Source organism: Actinosynnema sp. NPDC023794 (genome assembly GCF_040639675.1).
Taxonomy (GTDB): domain Bacteria; phylum Actinomycetota; class Actinomycetes; order Mycobacteriales; family Pseudonocardiaceae; genus Actinosynnema; species Actinosynnema luteola.
In genome coordinates this window covers 15392-39511 of the sequence record NZ_JBFAFR010000050.1, presented here as the reverse complement: position 1 = coordinate 39511, position 24120 = coordinate 15392, and the positions used below count along the sequence as shown (strand labels likewise).

Annotated in this window: 19 protein-coding genes; 9 read left to right on the top strand and 10 right to left on the bottom strand. The window is 72.6% G+C overall.

Going from position 1 to position 24120, the window contains the following annotated elements:
• Positions 1–1089, top strand: a 1089-nt coding sequence (locus tag AB0H12_RS42870; protein WP_499631786.1) for an RICIN domain-containing protein, incomplete at its 5' end; no start/stop codon positions are given.
• Positions 1090–1211: 122 nt separating this feature from the next.
• Here AB0H12_RS42870 and AB0H12_RS42865 read toward each other — a convergent pair.
• The 4 genes from AB0H12_RS42865 to AB0H12_RS42850 all read right to left on the bottom strand — a co-directional run bounded on the left by AB0H12_RS42865 (position 1212) and on the right by AB0H12_RS42850 (position 4287).
• The gene (locus AB0H12_RS42865; protein ID WP_499631784.1) at positions 1212–2081 is read right to left on the bottom strand and encodes an AraC family transcriptional regulator; all 870 of its coding nucleotides are present in this window, start codon (positions 2079–2081) and stop codon (positions 1212–1214) included.
• Positions 2082–2325: 244 nt separating this feature from the next.
• The gene (locus AB0H12_RS42860; RefSeq protein WP_499631781.1) at positions 2326–2826 is read right to left on the bottom strand and encodes an NUDIX hydrolase; all 501 of its coding nucleotides are present in this window, start codon (positions 2824–2826) and stop codon (positions 2326–2328) included.
• A 52-nt stretch (positions 2827–2878) separates the two neighbouring features.
• On the bottom strand, positions 2879–3727 hold the full coding sequence (locus AB0H12_RS42855) for a DUF3592 domain-containing protein (RefSeq protein WP_499631779.1): 849 nt from the start codon (positions 3725–3727) through the stop codon (positions 2879–2881).
• Positions 3728–3759: 32 nt separating this feature from the next.
• A complete protein-coding gene (locus AB0H12_RS42850; RefSeq protein WP_499631776.1) occupies positions 3760–4287 on the bottom strand; it encodes a hypothetical protein in 528 nt (175 codons plus the stop codon).
• 124 nt (positions 4288–4411) lie between these two features.
• Between AB0H12_RS42850 and AB0H12_RS42845 the strand changes: the two genes are divergently transcribed.
• The 3 genes from AB0H12_RS42845 to AB0H12_RS42835 all read left to right on the top strand — a co-directional run bounded on the left by AB0H12_RS42845 (position 4412) and on the right by AB0H12_RS42835 (position 12227).
• On the top strand, positions 4412–5068 hold the full coding sequence (locus AB0H12_RS42845; RefSeq protein WP_499631773.1) for a GNAT family N-acetyltransferase: 657 nt from the start codon (positions 4412–4414) through the stop codon (positions 5066–5068).
• A 404-nt stretch (positions 5069–5472) separates the two neighbouring features.
• Positions 5473–10941, top strand: a complete 5469-nt coding sequence (locus AB0H12_RS42840) for an ATP-binding protein (RefSeq protein WP_499631771.1) — start codon at positions 5473–5475, stop codon at positions 10939–10941.
• A gap of 179 nt (positions 10942–11120) precedes the next feature.
• Positions 11121–12227, top strand: coding sequence for a serine hydrolase (locus AB0H12_RS42835; RefSeq protein ID WP_499631768.1), 1107 nt, complete (start codon positions 11121–11123; stop codon positions 12225–12227).
• Positions 12228–12306: 79 nt separating this feature from the next.
• Here AB0H12_RS42835 and AB0H12_RS42830 read toward each other — a convergent pair whose 3' ends face one another.
• The 3 genes from AB0H12_RS42830 to AB0H12_RS42820 are packed head-to-tail and all read right to left on the bottom strand — an operon-like array spanning position 12307 to position 14448.
• Complete coding sequence (locus tag AB0H12_RS42830) at positions 12307–13329, bottom strand: MerR family transcriptional regulator (RefSeq protein ID WP_499631792.1); 1023 nt, start codon at positions 13327–13329, stop codon at positions 12307–12309.
• The gene (locus tag AB0H12_RS42825; RefSeq protein WP_499631765.1) at positions 13323–14063 is read right to left on the bottom strand and encodes a HEAT repeat domain-containing protein; all 741 of its coding nucleotides are present in this window, start codon (positions 14061–14063) and stop codon (positions 13323–13325) included. Before AB0H12_RS42825 ends, AB0H12_RS42830 begins: the two co-directional genes overlap by 7 nt.
• 58 nt (positions 14064–14121) lie before the next feature.
• The gene (locus tag AB0H12_RS42820) at positions 14122–14448 is read right to left on the bottom strand and encodes an XdhC family protein (protein WP_499631763.1); all 327 of its coding nucleotides are present in this window, start codon (positions 14446–14448) and stop codon (positions 14122–14124) included.
• Positions 14449–14477: 29 nt separating this feature from the next.
• Between AB0H12_RS42820 and AB0H12_RS42815 the strand changes: the two genes are divergently transcribed.
• Positions 14478–14660, top strand: a complete 183-nt coding sequence (locus AB0H12_RS42815) for a hypothetical protein (protein WP_499631795.1) — start codon at positions 14478–14480, stop codon at positions 14658–14660.
• Between the two features lie 185 nt (positions 14661–14845).
• On the opposite strand, the gene AB0H12_RS42810 is transcribed toward AB0H12_RS42815, so the two are convergent.
• Genes AB0H12_RS42810 through AB0H12_RS42800 form a run of 3 tightly spaced genes read right to left on the bottom strand, consistent with a single transcriptional unit; the run spans position 14846 to position 18575 of the window.
• Positions 14846–17032 carry a xanthine dehydrogenase family protein molybdopterin-binding subunit gene (locus AB0H12_RS42810; RefSeq protein WP_499631760.1) on the bottom strand — a complete coding sequence of 729 codons (2187 nt, stop codon included), beginning with the start codon at positions 17030–17032 and terminating at the stop codon, positions 14846–14848.
• Entirely contained in the window at positions 17029–18012 is a 984-nt protein-coding gene (locus tag AB0H12_RS42805) for an FAD binding domain-containing protein (protein WP_499631758.1), read from the bottom strand. Before AB0H12_RS42805 ends, AB0H12_RS42810 begins: the two co-directional genes overlap by 4 nt.
• Positions 18009–18575, bottom strand: coding sequence for a (2Fe-2S)-binding protein (locus AB0H12_RS42800; protein ID WP_499631755.1), 567 nt, complete (start codon positions 18573–18575; stop codon positions 18009–18011). The genes AB0H12_RS42805 and AB0H12_RS42800 overlap by 4 nt, the downstream gene beginning before the upstream one ends.
• A gap of 155 nt (positions 18576–18730) precedes the next feature.
• Between AB0H12_RS42800 and AB0H12_RS42795 the strand changes: the two genes are divergently transcribed.
• From AB0H12_RS42795 to AB0H12_RS42780, 4 genes are all read left to right on the top strand, one after another.
• The gene (locus AB0H12_RS42795) at positions 18731–19447 is read left to right on the top strand and encodes a TetR/AcrR family transcriptional regulator (RefSeq protein WP_499631753.1); all 717 of its coding nucleotides are present in this window, start codon (positions 18731–18733) and stop codon (positions 19445–19447) included.
• Positions 19448–19597: 150 nt separating this feature from the next.
• Positions 19598–21739: an MMPL family transporter gene (locus tag AB0H12_RS42790; RefSeq protein WP_499631750.1), complete on the top strand. Its 2142-nt coding sequence runs from the start codon at positions 19598–19600 to the stop codon at positions 21737–21739.
• 257 nt (positions 21740–21996) lie between these two features.
• Positions 21997–22479 (top strand): hypothetical protein, encoded by a 483-nt coding sequence (locus AB0H12_RS42785; protein ID WP_499631747.1) that lies wholly within the window; start codon positions 21997–21999, stop codon positions 22477–22479.
• A 240-nt stretch (positions 22480–22719) separates the two neighbouring features.
• Positions 22720–24114: a family 43 glycosylhydrolase gene (locus tag AB0H12_RS42780; protein ID WP_499631744.1), complete on the top strand. Its 1395-nt coding sequence runs from the start codon at positions 22720–22722 to the stop codon at positions 24112–24114.
• Positions 24115–24120 lie beyond the last annotated feature (6 nt).

The following is a 24120-nucleotide window of genomic DNA, read 5'->3' as shown; positions in this document are numbered from 1 at the left end:
GTCACCGACGCCCCCGTCGCCAACGGCGTCTTCCCCGTCTACAACATGACCCACGGCTACGGCAGCAGCCCACAGAACTCCCTGTTCATCATCCGCGCCCTCGCCTCCGCCGGCTTCATCGTCCCCGCACCCCACTTCAACCACAACTTCACCGACGTCAACAACGGCAACACCTCCAAAGACGTCTCCCAGATCATCACCAACACCCTCGCCCTCAACACCACCGGACCACTCGCCGGACACATCAACACCTCCATCGGCGTCGGCGTCTCCGGCCACTCCCTCGGCGGCATGGTCACCCACGGCCTGCTCACCTCCTGGCCCGACAGCCGCATCATCTCCGCCAACCCCCAATCATGCGTCGACATGGGCAACCCCTCCAGCACCGTCAACGCCAAGGTCCTGTTCGTCCACGGCGACCGCGACACCACCACCCAATACACCTCAGCCCGACAGGCCTACAACGAGATCACCTGGCCCAAAGCCTTCCTCACCTTCGTCGGCGGCAGCCACACCAGCTTCTGGAGCGACCAACGCTTCCCCCGCACCGTCGTCGACTGGGCCCGCTGGACCATGTACGGCGACACCGCCGCCCGCGACCGCCTCCCCGCCGACGCCGCCGGCTCCAACACCCGATGGGAAGCCCAACTCGGCACCACCCCCACCCAACCCGGCACCTACACCCTGGTGGCCCAACACAGCGGCAAAGCCGCCGAGATCAACGCCGCCTCCACCACAGCCGGCGCCGCACTCGTCCAACGAACCCCCACCAACGGCACCCACCAGCAATTCGAATTCGTCACCGCCGCCGACGGCCACGTCAAGCTCAAGGCCCGACACAGCGGCCTGTTCCTCCAACCCACCGGCACCGCCACCGGCGCGAACGTCACCCAACAGCCCGACTCCACCGCCACCGGCCAGCAATGGCGCGTGGTCGACCACGGCAGCAACGCGATCAGCCTCGTCAACCGGGAATCCGGCCTGGCCCTCGACGTCTGGGAGCGCTCCACCGCCGACGGCGCCCGCATCTCGGTGTACACCTACAACGCCGGCAGCACCAACCAGCGCTTCACCCGCCGCAGCGTCTGACGCGGGGACCGTTGCCCCTCGTCGATCCCGAGGGACCGCACGATCGCGGGTATCCACAATGGAGGGCCGGCTGACGAACGCCTGTTCGCCGACCAGCCCTCCATTGTGGACGACACTGCCGGTCAGCCCGGCTCGACGGGCAGCCACAGCTCACAAGTGGCAGTGCTGAAGTCGTCCGCGCGGTCGAGGACCGTGACGATCGAGGGTCCCGGCCGCAGGCGCCACGGGTTGGAGGGGAACCACTCCGTCGCGGTCGCGGCCCACGTCGTCTGCAACGCCTGCGGGTAGGCCCCGGTGCTGCGGAAGACCGCCCACCTGCCCGCCGGCACGTCGATGCCGTCGAGGTCGTCGGGGGCCGGGGTGTCCCGGGTGACGGCGACCCCGTGCAGGTAGGTCAATTCACTGCCCTCGGCGCTGTCGGGGTCGAGGTCGTCGCAGACCTGCAGCAGGCCGCGGGGTTCGGTGTCGCCGAGGGCCTTGAGCCGACCGTGCTCCTCCGGCGGCAGCGCGGTGATGTGCTCCTGGATGTGCGGGTTGACGCCGCGGTGGATGAGCGGGACGCGGGTCGCGTGCCCGACGAGCCGGAACGCGGGCCGGTCGACGATGCGGGTGTCCATGGGGGTGTTCCCTTCGACGGTCAGGCGGAACCTGAGCTGCGGTTGTGTGCGAAGGGGGCCTCCGCCGCGGCGGACGTCACCGGGGTTGGCGCCGTGCACCGCCCGGAACGCGCGTCCGAACGCCTCGCTCGACCCGTACCCGTGCCGGACGGCGATGTCCAGCAGGTCGCCCTCGCCGCGGACGACGTCGGCGGCGGCGACGGTCATGCGGCGTCGCCGCACGTACTCCGACAGCGGCATGCCCGCCAACGACGAGAACATCCGGCGCAGGTGGTACCCGGTCGTGCCGAGCGTCCTGGCCAACTCGTCGACGTCGAACTCCTCGCCGAGGTGCTCCTCGACCAGGTCTACGAGCCGGTTGAGCGCCGAGATCACGATGGCCTCCCTTCGAGGTCAACCCTGCCCGCGGGCGCCCCGTCCGCGCCCGACCGCAGCGAACCGATCCGATCAGTCCGTCGGCGGGCGCGTCACGCGGAGGGACGGCCCGCGAGAGCGGCGACCTCGACGAAGAACGCCTGACCCCCGACGGTGATCGACGTGGTCGGCGTGGCCGAAGGTGAGTGCGGTCATCCGGACATCTTGGCGCACTGCCCCGTTCGCGCACGTCGAGGACTGGAGCTCAGAGCCCGAGCGCTATCGGCCCCGCGGGCGCGCCGTCCGCGATCAGCGCCGCGAGCGGTGTGGCGAGGTCGCGGGGCGAGAACAGGTCGGTACCGCGGTAGCCGACCACCTCGGCCAACGACCACCAGCGCAGGCCGGTGATGTTCTCCGCCGCCAGTTCGCCGTCGGACATCGCGCCGCGCGGCGTGAACGACCGGGTGCGGATGAGGAAGTAGTCGTTCACCACACCGTCGTGGCCGGGCGCCGACTCCGGCGCGGCGACCTCCTGACGCCACACCGGCAGCGGTTCGGCGTCGAAGGCGGTGAGCCCGACTTCCTCGCGCAGCTCGCGGCGCAGGGCCGCGAGCCGCGTCTCGCCGGGTTCGACGCCACCGCCGGGAGCGGCCCACACCACCGTCGTGCCGGCCGGGCCGGGAATGGCGTGGCGGCAGAGGAGGACGCGGTCGTCCTCGTCCAGGAGGATCGCGCGAACCGAGTGGCGCGGGTTCACCGGAGGCACCCGGGGACCCTACCCAGCCTTCACGGACCCACCTCGTGATCCACGGCGACGGTCAGTACGGAAACCGCGCGGACTGGTCGTGCCGTGCCCGGATCACGATCGACTCGTCGTCCTCCGGGTCGTAGAACACGTCGACCGCGGCGCCGACCACCGGCGCGGCGAACATCGAGGTGATCATGGTGGCCACCGCGGTGCGCGGGCCGGAGGCGCCCTGGTAGGAGACGCGCACCGCGAACCGGGGGTTCCCCATCCCCCAGTCGTGGGTGAACTCGACGTGGTCGATCCGCCCCGTGACCCGCCACCCGGTGCGTTCGAGGTCGGGCGAGGCGTCCCGCCGCCCCGGCTTCTTCCGCGCCGCGTGCACCAGCAGTGCGCCGGCCACCACCGTGAGCTCGCCGAACACGCCGGGCAGGAGGTACGGCGCGTAGTAGACGACCCAGTCCACGAACGTCCACGGCGCCCCAGGCCGTCCATCGGCCGACGGCAATCGCCCGCCGACCGCCTCGGGGGCCGTCCAGGACGACGCCGCGAGGGCCGTGCCGATCGCCAGGCCGAGGAACGTGGCGAACCCGCCGACGCCGGACCCCGTGCCGGGCCACCGGGTGGCGCTCCAGTCGGCCCAGCTCATGGCGAACCCCAGCATGGACGAGATCGTGACGAAGACGCCGAAGATCACGATCAGCGAGATCGTCGAGGGGCCCCGCTCCCAGGCGTCCACCCGGTCGAGGGACATCAGCCGGAACCCGTCGAGGATGCCGAGCGCGCCCGACCACCCGACGGCCGCCCAGCTCAGGGCCGTCGGCACGCTGAGCAGCCACACCTTGCGGCGCGCCTCGCGGTCCCGCTCCGGGTCGTCCGGCAGGCCCAGGCCGGCCCACCACAGCCTCCCGTAGGGGAACATGAGCACTCCTCGTCCGCGCTCCGGCCGGTGGATCAGTCGACGAGCCCGAACACCGCGACGTTGGCGGGGTCGGCGGGGTCGATCCGTGCTTCGTGCTTGGTGCCCGGGGTGTACTGCGAGAACGCCATGGTCGGCACCAGGTGGGTGATCGTGGTCCGGTAGGTCGTGCCGTCCGCGCGGGTCACGTCGAGCGCCGACGTGTACTGGAGCTGGCCGGCGACCGCCGTCCCCGTCGGTTCGAGCGTGCGGACGACGGCGGTGGCCGGTTCGCCGGACTCGTGGAGCCTGCGCAGGTTCAGGCCGTACGCGTTGACCTCCCGCTGCTGGCGCAACTGCTCCTCGCCGGGCAGCGCCAGGAACTCGGCCATCGCCGGGTCGTCGGTCATCGTGCCGAACGCGTGCGACACCATGCCGAGCGTCGGCAGCTGCGGGCGGATGTCGTGGCCCTGCGCCGCGGCTTCCCGCTGGAACTGCTCCGCGTGCCGCTGGAAGTCCTGCTCGGCCCGCGCCGTCGCCTGCCGCGTGGCGGTGTCGATCTTGTCCCGAAGCTTCTTGAACACGGTGCCCTGCCTCCCGAGCCGCTGGTGTGGTGATCACATCGTGCGGCGGACCACCGGCCCTACCGGTCCCAGGTTCGCCAGTTGCGGAAGCAGAACGTCCGCAACCGCGGCTAGCCTGCCTCGCATGACCGACGACACCTCGCTGCGCGTGTCGGGAGCCGGGACGGCGGGTCCGATCACCGAGGGGCAGGTCCGCGTCGTCCCCGCCAACGAGGCGTCGTGGGACGACCTGCGGGACGTGTTCGGCACCTCCGAGCCCGGGCAGTGCCGGTGCCAGCGGTTGAAGGTCGTCGGCTGGTTCTGGCGCGACACCACCCAGCAGGAGCGCACCGCGATGCTGCGCGAGCAGACCGGGTGCGACACCCCGGACGCACAGGTCACCAGTGGTCTGGTGGCCTACGTCGACGGTGTCGCGGCGGGCTGGGTCGCGGTGGAGCCGCGCACGGCGTACCCGAAGCTGCGCACGTCCCGCATCCCGTGGAAGGGACGTGACGAGGACAAGGACGACGGCACGACGTGGGCGGTGACCTGCTTCGTGGTCCGCAAGGGCTTCCGGGGCCGCGGTCTGACCTACCCGCTGGCCCGCGCGGCGGTCGACTTCGCCCGTGCCCGCGGCGCCCGCGCGCTGGAGGCCTACGCGATGATCACCGAACCCGGCCGGGACGTGATCTGGGGCGAGATGCGCGTCGGCGCGCGCCAGGTGTTCGAGGAGGCCGGGTTCACGCAGGTCAGCCACCCGACTCTGCGCCGGGTCGTCATGCGGGTGGACTTCGAGCGCTGATCTTCGACGGGCCCGCCGAATTCCTCCCGACGAACCCCGGGCCCACCGGATATCGCATGAATCGTCCGTCGGCGCGGGCAACTCCGACTCGGAGCCGGACGGCACCAGACCCATTTGGCGAACACCGCTCACCGGACGGGTGAGCACGAAACGCGAATCTTTGTCGGGTGTGGTTCTCGCGGTGGCATGCGGCGCGAAGCCGGACCGCAGCTGCGGCGAACGTGCAGGTGAGGGCGCTCGTGGCGGCGACGATGCCCTTCCCGTGGCGGTACGACGCGCCTGGTGGCCGTAGTCTTCCCAGGCCGGCCACGGCACAGCGCGGGTCGGCCCGGGGAAGAGCACGGACGCGACCTGGATCGGCACCACAGGCGCTAGGGCACGTACAGAAGGGAATGACCGGTCGGATGTTCCGCCGTATCGCGATCGTCAACCGAGGAGAAGCCGCGATGCGGCTCATCCACGCGGCCCGGGAGTTGGCCGAGGAGACAGGTGCCGCGATCGAGACGATCGCCCTGCACACCGACGTGGACCGCGGCGCCGCGTTCGTCCACGAGGCGGACGTCGCCTACGACCTCGGGCCCGCGTCCACCCGCCCCTACCTCGACCTGAAGGTGCTCAAGAAGGCGCTGGTGGAGACCGGCGCCGACGCCGCCTGGCCGGGCTGGGGCTTCGTGGCCGAGGACCCGGCGTTCGCCTCCCTCTGCGACGAGGTCGGGGTCACGTTCGTCGGCCCGAGCGCCGAGGCCATGCGCAGGCTCGGTGACAAGATCGGCGCCAAGCTGCTCGCCGAGGAAGTCGGCGTGCCGGTCGCGCCGTGGAGCCGGGGTCCGGTGGAGTCGCTGGACGCGGCCCTGGCCGCCGCGGCCCGGATCGGCTACCCGCTGATGCTGAAGGCCACCGCCGGCGGCGGCGGGCGCGGCATCCGCGTGGTCACCAACGAGGCCGACCTGACCGACGCCTACGAGCGCACGAGCCAGGAGGCCGCGCGGGCGTTCGGCAGCGGCGTCGTGTTCCTCGAACGCCTGGTCACCGGCGCGCGGCACGTCGAAGTGCAGGTCATCGCGGACGGTCAGGGCACGGCGTGGGCGCTGGGCGTGCGCGACTGCTCGGTCCAGCGGCGCAACCAGAAGATCATCGAGGAGTCGGCGTCCCCGGTGCTCGGCGCCGACCAGGCCGCCGACCTCAAGGCCTCCGCCGAGCGGCTGGCCAACGCGGTCGGTTACCGGGGCGCGGCCACCGTGGAGTTCCTGTACCACCCCGGCGAGCGGACGTTCGCCTTCCTGGAGGTCAACACCCGACTGCAGGTCGAGCACCCCATCACCGAGTCCACCACCGGGTTCGACCTGGTCAAGGCCCAACTGTGGGTGGCCGCGGGCAACCGGCTGGAGGGCGCGGCGCCGGTCGAGCGCGGACACGCCGTCGAGGCCCGGCTCAACGCCGAGGACCCCGACCGGGACTTCGCGCCGTCGCCGGGGCGCATCGCCCGGCTCTCCCTGCCGTCGGGCCCCGGCATCCGAGTGGACACCGGGGTCCGGGAGGGCGACACCATCCCGGCGGACTTCGACTCCATGATCGCCAAGATCATCGCCCACGGGCGCGACCGGAGCGAGGCGCTGGGCAGGCTGCGCCGCGCCATGGGCAACACCACGGTGGTCATCGACGGCGGCGCGACCAACAAGAGCTTCGTCCTCGACCTGCTCGACCAGCCCGAGGTCCTGGACGGCAGCGCGGACACCGGCTGGATCGACCGGGTCCGCGGCGAGGGCAGGCTCGTCGCGCACCGCCACGCCGCCGTGGCCGTCGCCACCGCCGCGATCCAGGCCTACGAGGAAGAAGAGGGCGCCGAGCAGCAGCGACTGCTGTCCACCGCGTTCGGCGGCCGGCCGCAGGTGCGGCACGAGCACGGCCGCAGCCTCGACTTCAAGCTGCGTGGCGTCACCTACCGGGTCCGGGTGACCAGGGTCGGCGCGCAGCGCTTCCGGGTCGGCATCGAGGCAGGCGGCCAGGTCGGCGCCGCCGACGTCGAGCTGGACCGGTTCGACCTGCACTCCGGGCAGATCCGGGTCAACGGGACCCGTCACCGCCTGCTCATCGGCACCACGGGGCCGGTGGTGCTGATCGAGGTGGACGGCGTCGCGCACCGGGTCAGCCGGGACGAGGGCGGCGTGCTGCGCTCCCCCGCGCCCGCGCTCGTCGTGGCCACCCCGGTCGGGGTCGGCGACGAGGTGGAGGCCGGGGCGCCGGTGCTCGTGCTGGAGAGCATGAAGATGGAGACGGTGCTGCGCGCGCCGTTCGCCGCACGCGTCAAGGAATGCGCGGTGGCCGTCAACAGCCAGGTGGCGAGCGGCGCGCCACTGCTGCGGCTGGAGCCCCTCGCCGAGAACGACGTCGCCGACACCGCGGCCGACCAGCCGGTCGAGCTCGACCTCGCCCCGCTCCCGGACGTGTCCCTCGCCGACCGCGTCGAGCGCGGCCTGCACGAGCTGCGCGGGCAACTGCTCGGCTTCGACGTGGACCCGCACGACGACGCCAGGGTGCTGCGGGACTACCTCGACGCGCGGCAGGAGGCCACCGCGGCGGGCCGCCGGCCGCTGGCCGGGGAAGTCGCCCTGCTCACGGCGTTCGCCGACCTGGCGGAGCTGAGCCGCAACCGCCCCGCGGGCGAGGACGCCGGCGGCGGTGGCCACGTGCACAGCGCCCGCGAGTTCTTCCACACCTACCTGCAGAGCCTGGACGTGGAGCGCTCGGGCCTGCCGGAGCGCTTCCAGCGCAAGCTGGCCAAGGCGCTCGCCCACTACGGCGTCACCAGCCTGGACCGCACCCCGGAGCTGGAAGCCGCCGTCTTCCGGATCTTCCTCGCCATGCAGCGCGCCACCGCCGACGCGGGGGTCGTCGCGGCGATCCTGCGCTCCTGGCTGAACGAGGCGCCGCCGGACGACGCGCTTCGCGACACGGTCGGGCTCGCCCTGGAGCACCTGGTCTCGGCCACCCAGGTGCGGTTCCCCGCGGTCTCCGACCTGGCGCGCGGCGTCGTGTTCGCCTGGCTCGGCCAGCCGCTGCTGCGCCGCAACCGGGCCCGCACCTACGCCGAGGTCCGCAAGCACGTGCGGTACCTGACCGAGCACCCGGACGCGCCGGACCGCGACGAGCGGGTCGCCCGGATGGTGCGGACCACCGAACCGCTCGTGCGGCTGTTCAGCCAGTACCTGGAGCGCAGCCCGCTCGACAACGCGCTGATGCTGGAGGTGCTGACCCGGCGGTACTACGGCAACAACCGCCTGGTCGACATCCGCACCAGCACGGTCGGCGAGCGCACCTTCGTGACCGCCGAGCGCACCGACTTCACCGTGGTGTCCACCGCGACCAGCCACGACGACCTCGGCGAGGCGCTGCGCAGCCTGGGCACCCTGGCAGCCGGCACGGGCACGCTGGAGGCCGACGTCTACCTGGCGTGGCGCGACCAGCCGGAGGACGCCGCCGAACTGGCCGCCGCGCTGGCCGCCGTGGTCGGCGCGCACCCGTTGCCGGAGCAGGTCCGCAGGCTCACGCTCACCGTCGCGGGCCGCGGCGGCGCGGTCGGGCACCAGCACGTGACGTTCCGACCGGCCGGGTTCGGGATGACCGAGCCCGGGATGGCGGAGGACCGGCTGATCCGGGGGCTGCACCCGTACATCGCCCAGCGGATGCAGCTGGAACGGCTGCGCGAGTTCGACCTCACGCGGCAGCCGTCCTCCGACGAAGACGTGTACCTGTTCCACTGCGTCGCCCGGGACAACCGCGCCGACGAGCGGATCGTGGCGTTCAGCCAGATCCGGGACCTGGTGGCCCTGCGCGACCACGACGGCCGCCTCGCGGCGCTGCCGACCGCGGAGAACACGCTGGCCACCTGCCTGGACTCGATCCGGCGCGCCCAGTCGCTGCGGTCGTCGTCGGCGCGGTTCAACACCAACCGCATCGTGGTCTACGTCTGGCCCGCCAGCGACATCACCCGCGAGGAGCTGGAGATGCTGGCGAAGCGGATCCTGCCCACCACGGCGGGCGCGGGCCTGGAGGAGATCGAGTTCATCCTGCGGCAGCGGCACCAGTCCGGCGAGCTGGTGCGGGTCGCGCTGCGGATCACCTTCGACGCCACCGGAACCCCGACGCTGTCCATCGGCGAACCGTCCGACGCGCCGATCCCGCCGCTCGACGGCTACCGGCAGAAGGTGCTGCGGGCGAGCAGCCGCAACACGGTGTACCCGTACGAGATCACCGGCATGATCGGCCAGTTCACCGAATACGACCTGGACGAGACCCACGCGCTCGCGCCGGTGGACCGTCCCAAGGGGCGCAACACCGCCGCCATGGTCGCGGGCGTGGTCAGCACGCCGACCGCGCGGCACCCGGAGGGCGTCAAGCGCGTCGTGCTGCTCGGCGACCCGACCGACTCCCTCGGCGCGCTGTCCGAACCGGAGTGCCGCCGGGTGATCGCCGCGCTGGACCTGGCCGAACGGCTCCACGTGCCGGTGGAGTGGTACGCGTTGTCCGCCGGCGCCCGGATCTCCATGGAGTCCGGCACCGAGAACATGGACTGGGTGGCCGCGGCGCTCAAGCGGATCGTCGAGTTCACCCAGGGCGGCGGCGAGATCAACGTGGTGGTCGCGGGCATCAACGTCGGCGCCCAGCCGTACTGGAACGCCGAGGCCACGATGCTCATGCACACCAAGGGCGTCCTGGTCATGACGCCCGACTCGGCCATGGTGCTCACCGGCAAGCAGTCGCTGGACTACTCCGGCGGCGTGTCCGCCGAGGACAACTTCGGCATCGGCGGCTACGACCGGGTCATGGGCCCCAACGGGCAGGCGCAGTACTGGGCGCCGGACCTGCCCTCGGCCCGGGACCTGCTGCTGGCCTACTACGACCACACCTACGTCGCACCCGGTGAGGACGGGCCGCGCCGGGTGGCGACCACCGATCCGCACGACCGCGACGTCACCGGCTACCCGCACCAGGCGGCGGGCAGCGACTTCACCACGGTCGGGCAGATCTTCTCCGCGCAGGACAACCCGGACCGCAAGAAGCCGTTCGACATCCGGGTCGTGATGCGCGCGCTGGCCGACCAGGACCGCCCGGTGCTGGAGCGCTGGGCGGGCATGGCCGACGCCGAGACGGCGGTCGTGCAGGACGTGCACCTGGGCGGCATCCCGGTCTCCCTCCTGGGGATCGAGTCCCGTCCGGTGGAGCGGCGCGGGTTCCCGCCCACGGACGGGCCGGACACCTACACCGCGGGCACGTTGTTCCCGAGGTCGTCGAAGAAGGTGGCGCGGGCGATCAACGCGGCCAGCGGCAACCGGCCGGTCGTGGTGCTGGCGAACCTGTCCGGGTTCGACGGTTCGCCCGAGTCGATGCGCGAGCTCCAGCTGGAGTACGGGGCGGAGATCGGCCGGGCCGTGGTGAACTTCCGGGGTCCGATCGTGTTCTGCGTGATCTCCCGGTACCACGGTGGCGCGTTCGTGGTGTTCTCCAAGGCGTTGAACCCGAACATGACCGTGCTCGCGGTGGAGGGCTCGTTCGCCTCCGTGCTCGGTGGCGCGCCCGCCGCCGCGGTGGTGTTCACGCGCGAGGTCGCGGCCCGCACCGCGGCCGACTCCCGGGTCCGCGACCTGGAGGCCAGGAGCGCGGCGGCGACGGGCGCCGACCGGGCCGCGCTGGCGGCCGAGCTCGACGAGGTGCGCTCCGCGGTCCGCGCCGAGAAGCAGAGCGAGATCGCGCGCGAGTTCGACCGGATCCACAGCATCGGCCGGGCGGTCGAAGTCGGTTCGGTCGACGCCGTGGTCCCGGCCGTCGAGCTCCGGCCGCGGATCATCCAGGCCCTGGAGTCCCGACTGGCGTAGCGGACGGCGATGACGAGGGGGCGGCACCGCGGTGCCGCCCCCTCGTCGCGTGCCGGGCCACTCCCCGGAACCGGGCCGGTTCCCCCAGCCCGCCCCTTCCCGGCGGCGTCCTGCCTGTACGGGGACGGACTTCCGGGGGCGGGCGCACCTTTCCGCTGACCGGTCCAGCGGAAACAGGGGTGGACGTCCTGACAACGGCTCGCGCACCGAAGAACTGTCCCTTTCTTGGCGACGACATCCTGCCGGCGGGACGGGCCGGCGCCATCCACGCATCCCGATCGCGATGCGCCGAACCGGCATTCACGCCGACAATCGGGGTGGGCGAACCGAGGTTGTCCTCGTTTTTGTTTCGTGATCATGACGATGGTCACCCACCGGCGTGCGGGACGCCCCTGCTACCTTCCGTCGACATGAGGGCAATCAACAAACGAATGATCGCGACCGCGCTGGTCGTGGCCTCCGGCTTCACCCCGTTAGCAGCTCCCGCGGCCAGTGCCGCGCCTCCCCTCGCCACCGGCACCACGGCTTACGCCGACCAGGTCGCCACCAAAACCCACTTCGACTGGACGCTGCTGAACAGAATCCGCCGGGCGAACGCCTACGCGAAAAGCCGTCCCGGTTTCGCCGGAATCGTGGTGCGGGACCGGAGGACCGGCGCCGTCTGGCGCAACACCCACTCCGACACGCTCGTCTGGGCCTGTTCCACGCCCAAGCTCGCCATGGTCGTCGACCTGCTGCTGCGCAACGACGCCGGCACCGTCAGCCTGACGGCGGAAGACCGCGACCTGATGCACCGCATGCTGAACTCCAGCGACGACGGCGCGGCGCACACCCTGTGGACCCGTTACGGCGGCGAGCAGGAGTTCGCGGCCCGCTTCCCGTCCTACGGGATGACCGACATGCGGTTCACCGACGAGCAGCCGCACCACTGGGGCTGGATCCTCACCACGGCCGACGACCTCGACCGGCTGATCAACTACGTGCTGACCAAGCTCCCGGCCGCCCACCGCGACTACATCGTCAACGAGATGCGCTCGGTCGACGTGAACCAGCAGTGGGGTGTCTGGGGAGCCGGCGCCGCCGCGCGACCGGGCAACAAGAACGGCTGGTCCGACGACAACGACGACGGTTCGTGGCTGATGAACTCGGTCGGCTTCGTCGGCCCCGGCGAGCGCTACACCCTCGCCGTCATGAACAACACGCAGGTGGTGGAGAACGGGTACAACGTGGGTCTGGAAACCACCACGGAAATCAGCCGGATCATGTTCGACGGTTACTTCCGCTGATCAGGTCCGGCCTGGGGGTCGGCACACCGTTCCCGTGCGAAAAGCCCGCGGGAACGGTGTCGGCGGCTGATGGGCCCGTTCACCCGTCGTCGGCGGACCGCTCTTCGAGAACTCCGACGAAAGCCGCGGCGACGAGGGCGACCGCGCGGTCCTCGTCCTGGGTCAGTCGGCGCAGGACCTCCCGCGCGCCGGTCCCCGACAGCTCGACCAGCGCCTGGGTCAGGCGGATCCGGATCGCGGAGTCCGCGGTGGGCGCGGCGAGCTCGTCGACCAGCGCGGTCATGATCCGGTCCGCGCACTCCGGGTCCCGCGACAGCGTTCCGAGGACCTCTGCCGCGTCGACGTCGTTGACGCCCTCGACCACCATGCCGACGAGTGCGGGCACGGCCGCGGTCACGCCCCGCCTGCCCAACGCCAGGGCGGCGTGCCCGCGCACCGTCGCGTCCGGGTCACCGAGCGCGTCCGCGAGCACCGCGGTGGCACCGGGTGCCTCCGGCAGCTCGGCGATCGTCAGCACGGCGCGCCGCCGGACCTCGACGTCCTCCGAGCGCGCGCCGGCGGCCAACGTCGCCATGCCGTCGCCGCCCGACCGGGCGAGCGCCCACCGCAGGGCGCCCGCGACGTTGGCGTCGGCTTCGGTCAGGACGGCGCCCGCCAGCAAGTCGGCCGGGACCGGCTCACCGTCCGGCCGGGCCAGGACGGCCTGCTGCCGGCGCGCGGCGCTGGTCGAGCCGAGCCCCTGCATGAGCTCGACCACGCGCAGGACGCCCTGCCAGCCGGTGGGCGCCGACGCGTCGATCGCGCGGAGCCGTTCGAGCAGCTCCTGGTCGCGCTTCAAGCGGTCTTCCGTCCACCGGATGAGGCCGCCGACCAGGGCGGCCGGGGTGAACGCCCGGTCGTCCAGCGCACGCCTGATCTGCTTGAGCGTGAGCCCGAGGGACCGCAGGCCCTCCACGTGGAAGATCCTGCGGATGTCCTCGGCGGAGTACTCGCGGTAGCCGCCGACGGTGCGCCCGCTCGGGCGCACCAACCCGAGGGCGTCGTAGTGCCGGAGCATCCGGGTGCTCACCCCGGAGTGCCGGGCCACGTCGCCGATCAGCAAGCCGTGCACTCCGGAACGTCCGCGGCTTCGGTCGGCCCCGCGGGCTCGGCCATCGCCGCGCCGGCCGCACGTTCCGGACCGAGCGAGACGACTCGCTTCGCCTCCTCGACGGCCGCGTCGAAACCGGCGTCCGGGTCCTGCCGGAGCAGCTCCGTGGCACGGGCGTGCGCGGCCACGGCCGGGTCGGGATTCGTCGCCGCCTCCTCCAACGCGGGCGTGATCACGTCGCCGAGGTCGACCAGGGCCCGGCTCAGGCTCAGCCGCACGTCGCGGTCACCGCGGCCGAGCTGCGTGACCAGTTCGTCGACCAGGTCGGCCTTGTCGTCCTCCGGCACGAGGGCGACCGCGACGCGCCACGCGGTCCGCGCGACTTCGTCGTCCGCGTCACGCAGCATGTCGCGCGTGATCCAGGCCCACGCGCTCTTGTCACCGATCTTGGAGAGCGTGTGCAACGCCTGGCTGCGGGCCCGGGTGCGCTCGGAGTCGAGTTCCCGGCGGATCCGGGGCAGGGTGATCTCCGGCGGGAGGCGGGTCAGCGCCCAGGACAGCATGTCCCGCACGAAGAAGTCCGGCTCGACCGCGCACCGCTCGACCAGCGTCTCCAGGTAGCCGGGGTCGGGGTTCGAGCCGACCGCCAGCGCCGCTTGGAGTCGGACCGACGAGTCGCCGGCGCTCAGGGCGCGGGCCACGCGGGTGTGCTGCGGGGTTCCACTTGTCGTAGGGATCGGGACCACCTCCTGCGCCCAGTGGACACCTTGTCACCGTGTCAAGGTCAAACCCGTGACCGGCGGGTCAGGAGGTCATCCGGTCCGAGGCGGGCCTGCCCGTGCACGGTGAGCGACCGTACCTGACTGCGCGGCACCGCACCCGACGTCGGCGGGCCCGCGCTCGCCCAGGCTTCAAGGGGCGCAACCCCGGCGGTCGACGGGGTTGCGATGCGTCCGGCGAAGGCTCGCGGACCGGCGATCGGGTGTTCCGGCGGGCCGGATGCGGCGCGGGCGTGGGTGGGGCCGGTGCCTCGTGGGTGCGACGCGAGCCCATCGCGCCCACGTAGGCCAACGGCATCCGCAGCGCCGCGGTCAGCACAGGGATGTCGAACTTCGGGTCGTGGGTGAGCACGCACACGGCCGGGCGTCCCCGGCGGGCCGGTGACGATCCTGGCCGGCGGCACGTGGTGGGCCGGGTCGGGCACCGGGGGCATCGGGTGGACGAACACCTCGATCGCCCCACCGCAGGTCAGTCCCACGGCGAAGGCCGACTCGTCGGACCAGCCGAACCGGTGCGCCCCCGGCGGCTCGCCCGTGCCCAGCGCCTCGCGGCACAGCTCGTAGACCGCGCCTTCGACGCACCCGCCCGACGCTGCCCACCACTTCCCCCGTGTCGTCCACGGCGAGCGCGGCGCCCGGCGGGCGCGGGGCGCTGCCGCTGACCGACACCACGGTGGCGACCGCGAAGCGGCGTCCGCCCCTTCGCCACGCCGTCAGGTTCTCGACCCGTTCCAGCGCCGCGGCCTCCTCTACAGCAGCTTGTCCCGCGTGATCGGCAGGTCCCGCACCCGTCGGCCGGTGGCGTGGTAGACGGCGTTGCCGATGGCGGCGGGCACGCCGGTGATCGGGGTCTCGCCGAAGCCGCGTGCGCCCAGGGCGGTGCTGCCGGGGTCGGGGTGGTCGACGAAGTGGCTCTCCACGGCCGGGGCGTCCGCGCACACGGGCACGAGGTACCCGGACAGGTTCGGGTTGACCACCCGGGCGGTGCGCCGGTCGTAGGCGGTGTGCTCCATCAGCGCGTGCCCGATGCCCCACGTCACGCCGCCGAGCACCTGGCCGCGGGCGGTGCGTCGGTTCATCACCCGGCCCATGTCGTGCGCGGTCACCACGCGGGTGACGCGCACCGAACCCAGCCTGGCGTGCACCCGCACTTCGACGAAGACCGCGCCGTAGGAGTGGCCCGGAGTGTTCTGCAGCCTGCCCGTCGTCTCCACCGGTTCGCCGTGCCTGCCGACGACGGCGCGGTAGCTGTCGCGCCGCGCGCGGTCGCGCACGTGGAACAGGTGGCCGTGCGCGGTCACCACCTCGCCCGCCGGGACACCGGCCAGCGGGGATCGCGGGTCGGCCACCGCCAGGGCCACCACCGCGTCCCGCGCGGCACGGGCGGCGCGGTCCACCGGTCCGGTGACGCTCGCGATGGTCGCCGAGCCCGCCGACACACCCGCGTACGGCAGCGCGGTGTCGCCGATGACGGCGGTGACGGCGTCCAGCGGCACGCCCAGGGCGTCGGCGACGACCTGACCGATCACCGTGTACGTGCCGGTGCCGATGTCCTGGGTGGCGATGCGCACCACCGCCCGGCCGTCGGCGCCGATCGTGACCGAGGCGGTGACGGGCGGGTCGGCCGGTGCGGCGGCGAAGGTGTGCGCTTCGGTGGCCATGCCCCAGCCGACGTGCTCGTCGCCGTCCCTGGTGGCGCCTGGCCGTGGTGCGCGCCGGGACCAGCCGAACGCCTCGGCCGCGATCCGGTAGCAGTCGAGCAGGCGCTTGCCCGCGATCGGCGAGCCGGTCTCCTGGTCGACCGCGGTGTGGTTGCGCCGCCGCAGCTCCACCGGGTCCACGCCCACCTGCCAGGCGAGCTCGTCCAGGGCGGTCTCCAGGCCGAAGTGGGCGGTGGTCTCGGGTGAGCGCATGTAGCTGGACGAGGCGAGGTCGAGCGGCACGCCTTCCTGTCTGATGTGGACGTCCGGGCAGTCGTAGAGGGTGCTGGTCGAGTCGCTCTCGTTGAAGATCGACTCCTCGGTGCGGGTCAGCTGCGCGGCGGTCGTCTCGACCAGGGCGGTGAGCTTGCCCTGGCGGGTGGCGCCGATCCGCAGGTGCTGGCGGAACTCGGCCCGGTGGCCGGTCAGGGTGAACATCTGGGCGCGGGTGAGCACCAGGCGGACCGGGCGCCGCGCCAGCCACGCCGCCGCGACGGTGAGGATGGTGTGCGGCCAGACCGGTCCCTTCGCGCCGAAACCACCGCCCAGGAACGGCGCCAGCACCCGGATGCGGTCCGGTGGCAGGCCGAACGCGGTGGACAGGACCGACCTGGTGAGGTTGACCCCCTGGGCGGTCTCGTGCACCGTCAGGCGGTCGCCGTCCCACTGCGCCGTGGTGGCGTGCGGCTCGATCGGGTTGTGGTGGCGCGTCGGGCTGGAGTAGCGGGCCTCCAGCCGGACCTCCGCCGCCTCCAACGCCGCCGCCGCGTCGCCGCGGGTGATCTCGTTGGGCCGACCCCGGAACGGGAGCGGCAGGTGGGGCGGCTCGGTCGCGTCGTCCATCGACGCCGTCGGCGGTTCGGCGCGGTAGTCGACGCGCACCAGGTTCGCGGCTTCCCGCGCCTGCTCGACGGTCGTGGCCAGGACGATCGCCACGGGTTGGCCCGCGTGGTGCACCGCGGTGCCCTGCAAGGGGATGAACCCCTTGATGTACGGGAACGTCGGCACGGTCAGGCGAGGCAGGTCGGCGTGCGTGTACACCGCGACCACGCCGGGGTGCGCCAAGGCCTGCGACGCGTCGACGCGCACCACTTCGCCGCGTGCCACCGCGCTGGTCACCAGGAACCCGTGCAGCGCACCGGGCACCGGGTCGTCCGCCGGGTACCGGGCGGCGCCGGTGACCTTCGCGCGGCCGTCGACGCGCGCCACCGGACGTCCCACCAGTCCGTCGTTCACCGCAGACCTCCCAAACCGCTGAGCAGTTCGACCAGCGCGCGTTGCACCAGCTCGACCTTGAACCCGTTGTGCGGTCGCGGCACGGCGTCGCGCACGAGCGCGCGCCCGGCCCGCTCGATCGCGTCCACCGTCAACGGCGCGCCGCGCAGGACCGCCTCGGCCTCCGGCGAACGCCACGGGGTCGTCGCGATCCCCCCGAACGCCAGCCGCACGTCACGCACCCTGCCGCCGCGCAGCTCCAGGACGGCCGCGATCGAGACGACGGCGAACTCGAACGTGGCGCGGTCACGCAGCTTCAGGTAGCGCGACCGGACCGCCGCCGTGCCCCGCGGCACCTCGATCGCGGTGATCAGCTCCGCGGGCCGCAGCACCGTGTCGACGTGCGGCGCCCGCCCCGGCCGGAGGTGGAGCCCGCCCACCGGGACCTGTCGCGGACCGTCCGGCCCGAGCAGGTGCACCACCGCGTCGAGGGCGAGCAGGGCGACCGCGAGGTCCGAGGGGTGGGTGGCGATGCAGTGCTCGCTGCCGCCGAGCACCGCGTGGCCGCGGTTCCAGCCCTCCAGCGCGGGGCACCCGCTGCCCGGCACGCGCTTGTTGCACGCCGAGGCCGCGTCCCGGAAGTAACCGCACCGCGTGCGTTGCAGCAGGTTCCCCCCGATCGTGGCCATGTTGCGCACCTGCGGTGACGCGGACGCCTCCAGCGCCTCGGCCAGCACGGGGAAGCTCTCGCGGACCGACCGGTGTTCGGCCACCTGCCGCATCCGCGCGAGACCGCCGACGCGCAGGCCGCTCGCCGAGGCGGTGACCGACGCCAGGTCGAGCCTGCTGATGTCGACGAGGTGCTCGTGCCGCTGGGCGCCGTCCCTCATGAGGTTCAGCAGGTCCGTGCCGCCCGCGATGAACGCGGCGCCTGGCGTCTGCCGCGCCACGCGCACCGCCTCCTCCGGTTCCCGGACCGGGATGTAGCCGAACGCCCTCATCGGCGTACCTCCCGAGCCGCGTCGGCGACCGCCGCCACGATGTTCTGGTAGCAGGCGCAGCGGCAGAGGTTGCCGCTCATCCACTCGCGGATCTCCGCCGCCGACCCGGCGTGCCCCTCCCGGATGCACGCGACGGCGGACATGACCTGACCGGACGTGCACGCACCGCACTGGAAGGCGTCGTGGCGGATGAACGCCTCCTGGACCGGGTGCAGCCGATCGCCGTCGGCCAGTCCTTCGACCGTGGTGATGTCGCTGCCCTGCCTCATCACCGCCAACGTCAGGCACGCCTTGACCCGCTCGCCGTCGACCAGGACCGTGCAGGCGCCGCACTCGCCCCGGTCGCACCCCTTCTTCGTGCCGGTCAGCCCCAACCGCTCGCGTAACGCGTCCAGCAGCGTCACCCTCGGCTCCACGGTCAGGACCTGGTCGCGACCGTTGACCGACAGGGTGATCTCCGCGCTCTCCCCCGGCGCGATCGCGCTCGGCGCGCCGGCCTCGGCGTGCGCCACGGCCGGCCGGAACGCGGTGCTCGCCGCCGTGACCGCGGTGGACTTCAGCACCGTTCGACGTGTGTGCGCCCGTGCGGGGCGAGATGGCTCCGGCACCGCATCCTCCTCGACTCGGGATATAACCGCGCTATAGCGCTTTATGTAACAGAGTCAGGTATACCGGTCCCGGTGTAACGATGACAACCCCTGGCCTATAGCATCGTTACATGGTCGGATCGACGCGACAGCACATCCTCGACGTGACCGCGAACCTGCTCCGGGACGTCGACATCGAGACCGTGTCCGTCCGCGACGTGTGCCAGGCCGCCGGGATCACCGCGCCGACGCTGTACCACCACTTCAGCGACAAGCGAGGGCTGCTCGAAGCGGTCGCGGCGGAGGGCTTCGCCCGCTACCTGGCCGAGAAGCACGGCCGCGGGCCGTCCGAGGACCCGTTCGACGACCTGAGGGCCGGCTGGGACGGCCACGTCCGGTTCGGCCTGACGAACCCGGCGTTCTACGTGCTGATGTACGGCGGCACCAGGTCGCGCGAGCACCCCTCGGCACGGGAGGGGTTGCGGGTGCTGCACGGCATGCTGGTCCGCCTCGCCGAACGGGGTCGGCTGCTGGTCACGCCCGAGGAAGCCGTGCCCACCATCCACTCCGCGTGCGTCGGCACGACGTTGACGCTCGTCGCCGACCCGGACGCACCGGCCCACGCCGACCTGTCCCACCGAGTCCGTGACGCCGTGTTCGCCGCCGTCGTCAAGCCGGAACACCCGGCCGGACAAGGGACCGCGGCCCTGCCCGACACGGCACGGGCACTGCTGGCGACCCTGGGCGCGCACCGCGACCCTCCCCTGTCACCGGGCGAAGGGCTGCTGCTGACCGAACTGCTCACCCGCCTGGCCTCCACTTCGCCGGACCGAGGCCCGTCCGACTGAGCTCCCGATCCTCTGAGCAGGGCGACAAGTCGCGCAGGAGCACCGTGCCGAGGACCCGCGGAGCAGGCCCGGTTGCGCCACACCGGCTTCACGCGCGGCGGTGGAAGATCACTGATCTTCGAACGCTGCCGTGGTGACACTGGGGGACCGATGAGTGCTGCACCTCCCGACGGCCGGGCCGCCCGGGCCGTCGCGGTGCTGAGCCGGGTGTGCGCACGGCACCGGTTCGTCGTGATCGGCGCGTGGGTGCTGCTGGTGCTGACGCTGGTGGTCGCCGCACGGGTGATCGGCACACCGACGGACAACGACGTGAGCCTGCCGGGCACCGACGCCCAGCTCGTGCGGGACCTGACCGCGTCACCGGAGGCCCCGCTCACCTCCGGCACCGTGATCCTGGTGGCCCAGGACGGACGGCTGGACGACGAGGTCCGCTCCGGCGTGCTGGCGGACACGGCGGCCTCCCTGCGCCGAGCCGAGCACGTGACGACGGTGAAACCACCCTCGACGCGGGACGGCTCGCTGTCCGCGGACGGACGGACCGGCTGGTTCACGGTCGGCCTCGACGTCCGCCGGGCAGAGCTCACCAAGCCCGTGGCACACGTCGTCGCGGACGCCGCCCGGCCCGCCGCCGACGCCGGCCTGCGGGTGCTGCCCGGCGGGGCGCTCGCCCAGGTCCTCGACGGCTCGGGCAGCACCGGCGACGAGTACTTCGGCCTGGCCCTGGCCGCCGTCATCCTCTTCCTCGCGCTCGGCGGCCTCGTCGGCGCGGCGCTGCCGCTGCTGACCTCGGCGCTCTCGGTGCTCGTGACGCTGGAGGTCGTGGGGCTCGCCGGGAACCTGACCTCGATGCCGGCGGTGGCGACGACCCTGGCGCTCATGGTCGGCCTCGGCGTGGGCATCGACTACTCGCTGTTCCTGCTCAACCGCTTCCGCGTGCTGACGCGGTCGGGCCTCACGGTGCCGGAGGCCGTCGAACGCGCCGCCGCCGACTCGGGCACGGCGGTGGTCGTCGCCGGTGTGACGGTCGCCCTCGCGCTCGCGGGACTCGTCCTGACCGACGTGCCGCTGCTGCGCACGCTCGCCTGGACGTGCGGGATCGCGGTCCTGTTCGCCGTGCTCGCCGCGCTCACCCTGCTCCCCGCGCTGACGTCGCTGGCCGGACGCCGGCTCGCCCGCGGCGGGAAGCTGCACCACCGGCTGCTTCACCGCACCGGCACCGGTGGTCGCTGGCCACGCCTGGCCGACCGGGTCACCCGCCGGCCCTGGCCGGCCGGTGGGTCCGCGCTCGTGCTGCTGGCCCTGCTCGCCGCGCCGGCGACCGACCTGCGCCTCGGCCAGTTGGACGCCGGGTCCTCGCCGACGTCCACCGCCGTCCGCCAGGCGAACGACGCCATCTCGGCGGCCTTCGGGCCGGGCACGGGCACGCCGCTCACCGTGCTCGGCCTGCTGCGGACGCCGGTCGTCGACGCCGGGGACGCCCGCCTGGCCGAACTCGTGGCGATGGTGCGGACCCAGCCCGGGGTGGCATCCACCGGTCCGGCGACGCCGTCCGCGGACGGACGGGTCGTCACGGTCCAGGTGATCCCGTCGACGTCGGGCGGCGACCCGGCGACGGCGGACCTCGTGCACCGCCTGCGGAGCCAGTCCGTGTCGGGCATGACCGTGCACGTCGGCGGCGGCGTCGCCGCGCGGGCGGATCTCGCCGAACGGGTCACCGACAAGCTGCCGCTGGTCATCGGGGTCGTGCTGCTGCTGTCGGTCGCGGTCCTGCTGCTCGCCTTCCGGGCTCCGCTGCTCGCCCTCAAAGCCGCCGTGATGGACCTGATCTCCATCGGCGCGGCCTACGGCGTCCTGACGGCGGTGTTCACCTGGGGGTGGGGCGTGACGTGGATCGGGCTGTCCGGCCCGGTACCCATCCCGAGCTTCGTGCCGCTCATGCTCTTCGCCCTGCTGTTCGGCCTGTCGATGGACTACGAGGTGTTTCTGCTCAGCGACGTCCAGCGGCGCTTCCGGCTGACCGGCGACAACCGGCGATCGGTCCGCGAGGGCCTGGTCGGCACCGGCGGCGTGATCACCGCGGCGGCGGCGATCATGGTCGGCGTCTTCCTCGCGTTCGTGCCCAACGACGACCCGACGATCAAGATGTTCGGCGTCGGCATGGCGGTCGCGATCGCCGTGGACGCGACCGTCGTCCGCTGCCTGCTCGTCCCGGCCACGATGGCGATGCTCGGCGACCTCACCTGGTGGACGCCGGGCCGCAAGCGGGTGCGCGCCACCGAGTCCGCCCGGTGAATTTCCGGCCGGGTGTATCCCACGCCCTCCGCGCCGCTCTTCTCTGGTGTCGGGTGGTTCCCGGTTGGGGAGCCGGACCACCCGCGCAGGGGGATAGCGCGCCACCCGCCCTTCGGGGCGGGTGAGCCGCGCGATCCATTGCCGGGGGGCAATGGCGCCCTACCGGACCACGCCGGCGGGCCAAGCCGCGCTGGACGACGCCGTGCGCCAGATCGGCACGGACGGCGGCCGCTGCCTCCGCGCTGCCGGACGGACTGGTGTTCGCCCCGGCCGAGCGCGCCGACCTGCTGGTCGACTTCTCGCGGCCGCGCGGCAGGCGGGTGCGGCTGACCAACGTCCACCCGACGGCGGCCTCGGAGCCGTCCGTCATGCAGTTCCGGGTGGAGGACCGCGACCGGCACGACCGCTTCCGGTTGCCGGCGAAGCTGTCGACCTCCTACGTGCGGCTGCACCACGGCACCACGGTCCCCGACCACCACGACCACGTCTTCATCGGGCTGGTGCCGCCCGGCACGGCGGGCGAGGGCCAGCCGCAGATGTGGGAACCCGATGCACGTCCACCTGAGCGCTTCCACGTCCACCGCTTCGGCGGCGGCCACCTGCACGGAGAAGCGGCGGGCCCCGGGGCGGTCGTCGTGCCGGCGGACCCCCGGGGGCGGTGCCGGCGTGACCGGAGGAACCCGCGGCCCTTGACACCCGGATGGTCTTGCTCGGACACTAGGACCGGGCCGCGATGTTAGCGCAAACATCCACCGGCACCACCCCTGGCGCGACAGGTGTCGTCGAACCTGTCCGGCCCCGCCACAGCCAAAGGCATCCGCCTGTACGGACCCGATCCGCACCGCAACCAGCCTCACGACCCCGTGCTGTTAGCGCTAACGCGCGCCGCTTCTCCTCACCGTGGAGGACCGAATGCTCACGACCGGCGTGGCGCGGCACCGCGATCGGGTATCCCCGACCTCCGGCACTGGGAGTTGACCATGCGTCGTCGAACACGCACCTGCGTGGTGCTGTCCTGCCTCATCGCCACGACGATGGCCGTGCCGCTACCGGCGTCCGCCGACGTGCTGCCGACCGGGGCGCGCTCGCTCGAGTCGGTGAACTTCCCCGGCCGCTACGTCCGCCACCAGGACTACCTCGGCCGGCTGGACCCCGTGACCTCGGGCAGCACGGCGCAGACCAAGCTGGACGCGACGTTCACCGTCGTCAACGGCCTGGCCTCGCCGTCGTGCTACTCCTTCCAGGCCAAGAACGGCTCGTTCCTGCGGCACCTCGACTGGCGGGTGCGCCTGGAGGCGAACACCGGCGACGCGCGCTTCCGCGAGGACGCGACGTTCTGCGCGGTGGCCGGGTCGACGGCCGGCTCGGTGTCGCTGACGTCGTTCAGCCACCCGGACCGCAGGATTCGGCACCGCAACTACGAGTTGTGGCTGGACACCTTCCAGGACACGGCGCAGTTCCGCGCGGACAGCTCGTTCCGCCTCACCGCGCCGTGGAGCCCGAAGACCACCAAGGGCCCGATCATCCCGGGCCTCTTCGCCGACCCGCACATCACGAACTTCAACGGCCGCTACTACCTCTACCCCACCACCGACGGCTACGCGGGCTGGGCCGGCACCTACTACAAGGCGTTCTCCTCCACCGACCTGGTGAACTGGACCGACCACGGCGTGATCCTCGACCACGGGCCGGACGTGTCGTGGGCCGACAACTCCGCCTGGGCGCCCGCCGTGATCGCCAAGAACGGCCGGTACTACCTGTACTTCAGCGGCGGGGCGGCGTCCGGCGACACGGGCAAGCAGCTCGGCGTGGCGGTGTCGGACTCCCCCACCGGTCCCTTCCGCGACGCCCTCGGCAGGCCGCTGATCCGCGCGGGCGCGTACTCGGGGCAGGCCATCGACCCCATGGTGTTCACCGACGACGACGGGCAGTCGTACCTGTACTGGGGCAACGGGACCGCCTACGTCGTCCCGCTCAACGCCGACATGACCTCCTTCGACCCGGCCAAGGTCCGCGACATCACCCCGAGCGGCTACCGCGAGGCGTCGTTCGTGTTCAAGCGCAACGGCACCTACTACTTCATGTGGTCGGAGAACGACACCCGCAGTGAGGACTACCGGGTCGCCTACGCCACCGGGACGTCACCGCTCGGCCCGTGGACCAAGCGCGGTGTCGTGCTGCAGAAGCGCTTGGAGCTGGGCATCAAGGGACCCGGTCACCACTCCGTGGTCAAGGCGCCCGGCAGCGACACCTGGCACGTCGCCTACCACCGCTTCGCCGTGCCCGCCGGCAACGGCACCAACCGCGAGACCACGGTGGACCGCATGACGTTCAACGCGGACGGCACCATCGCCCAGATCGTCCCCACCCTGTAAGCAGAG

What these genes read in the sequence shown, in the direction of transcription:
- AB0H12_RS42805 (WP_499631758.1), bottom strand. Translation starts at nt 18,012, where the DNA reads ATGAGGGCGTTCGGCTACATCCCGGTCCGGGAACCGGAGGAGGCGGTG.
- AB0H12_RS42790 (WP_499631750.1), top strand. Translation starts at nt 19,598, where the DNA reads ATGAGTGCTGCACCTCCCGACGGCCGGGCCGCCCGGGCCGTCGCGGTG.
- AB0H12_RS42840 (WP_499631771.1), top strand. Translation starts at nt 5,473, where the DNA reads ATGTTCCGCCGTATCGCGATCGTCAACCGAGGAGAAGCCGCGATGCGG.
- AB0H12_RS42845 (WP_499631773.1), top strand. Translation starts at nt 4,412, where the DNA reads ATGACCGACGACACCTCGCTGCGCGTGTCGGGAGCCGGGACGGCGGGT.
- AB0H12_RS42855 (WP_499631779.1), bottom strand. Translation starts at nt 3,727, where the DNA reads ATGTTCCCCTACGGGAGGCTGTGGTGGGCCGGCCTGGGCCTGCCGGAC.
- AB0H12_RS42795 (WP_499631753.1), top strand. Translation starts at nt 18,731, where the DNA reads ATGGTCGGATCGACGCGACAGCACATCCTCGACGTGACCGCGAACCTG.
- AB0H12_RS42780 (WP_499631744.1), top strand. Translation starts at nt 22,720, where the DNA reads ATGCGTCGTCGAACACGCACCTGCGTGGTGCTGTCCTGCCTCATCGCC.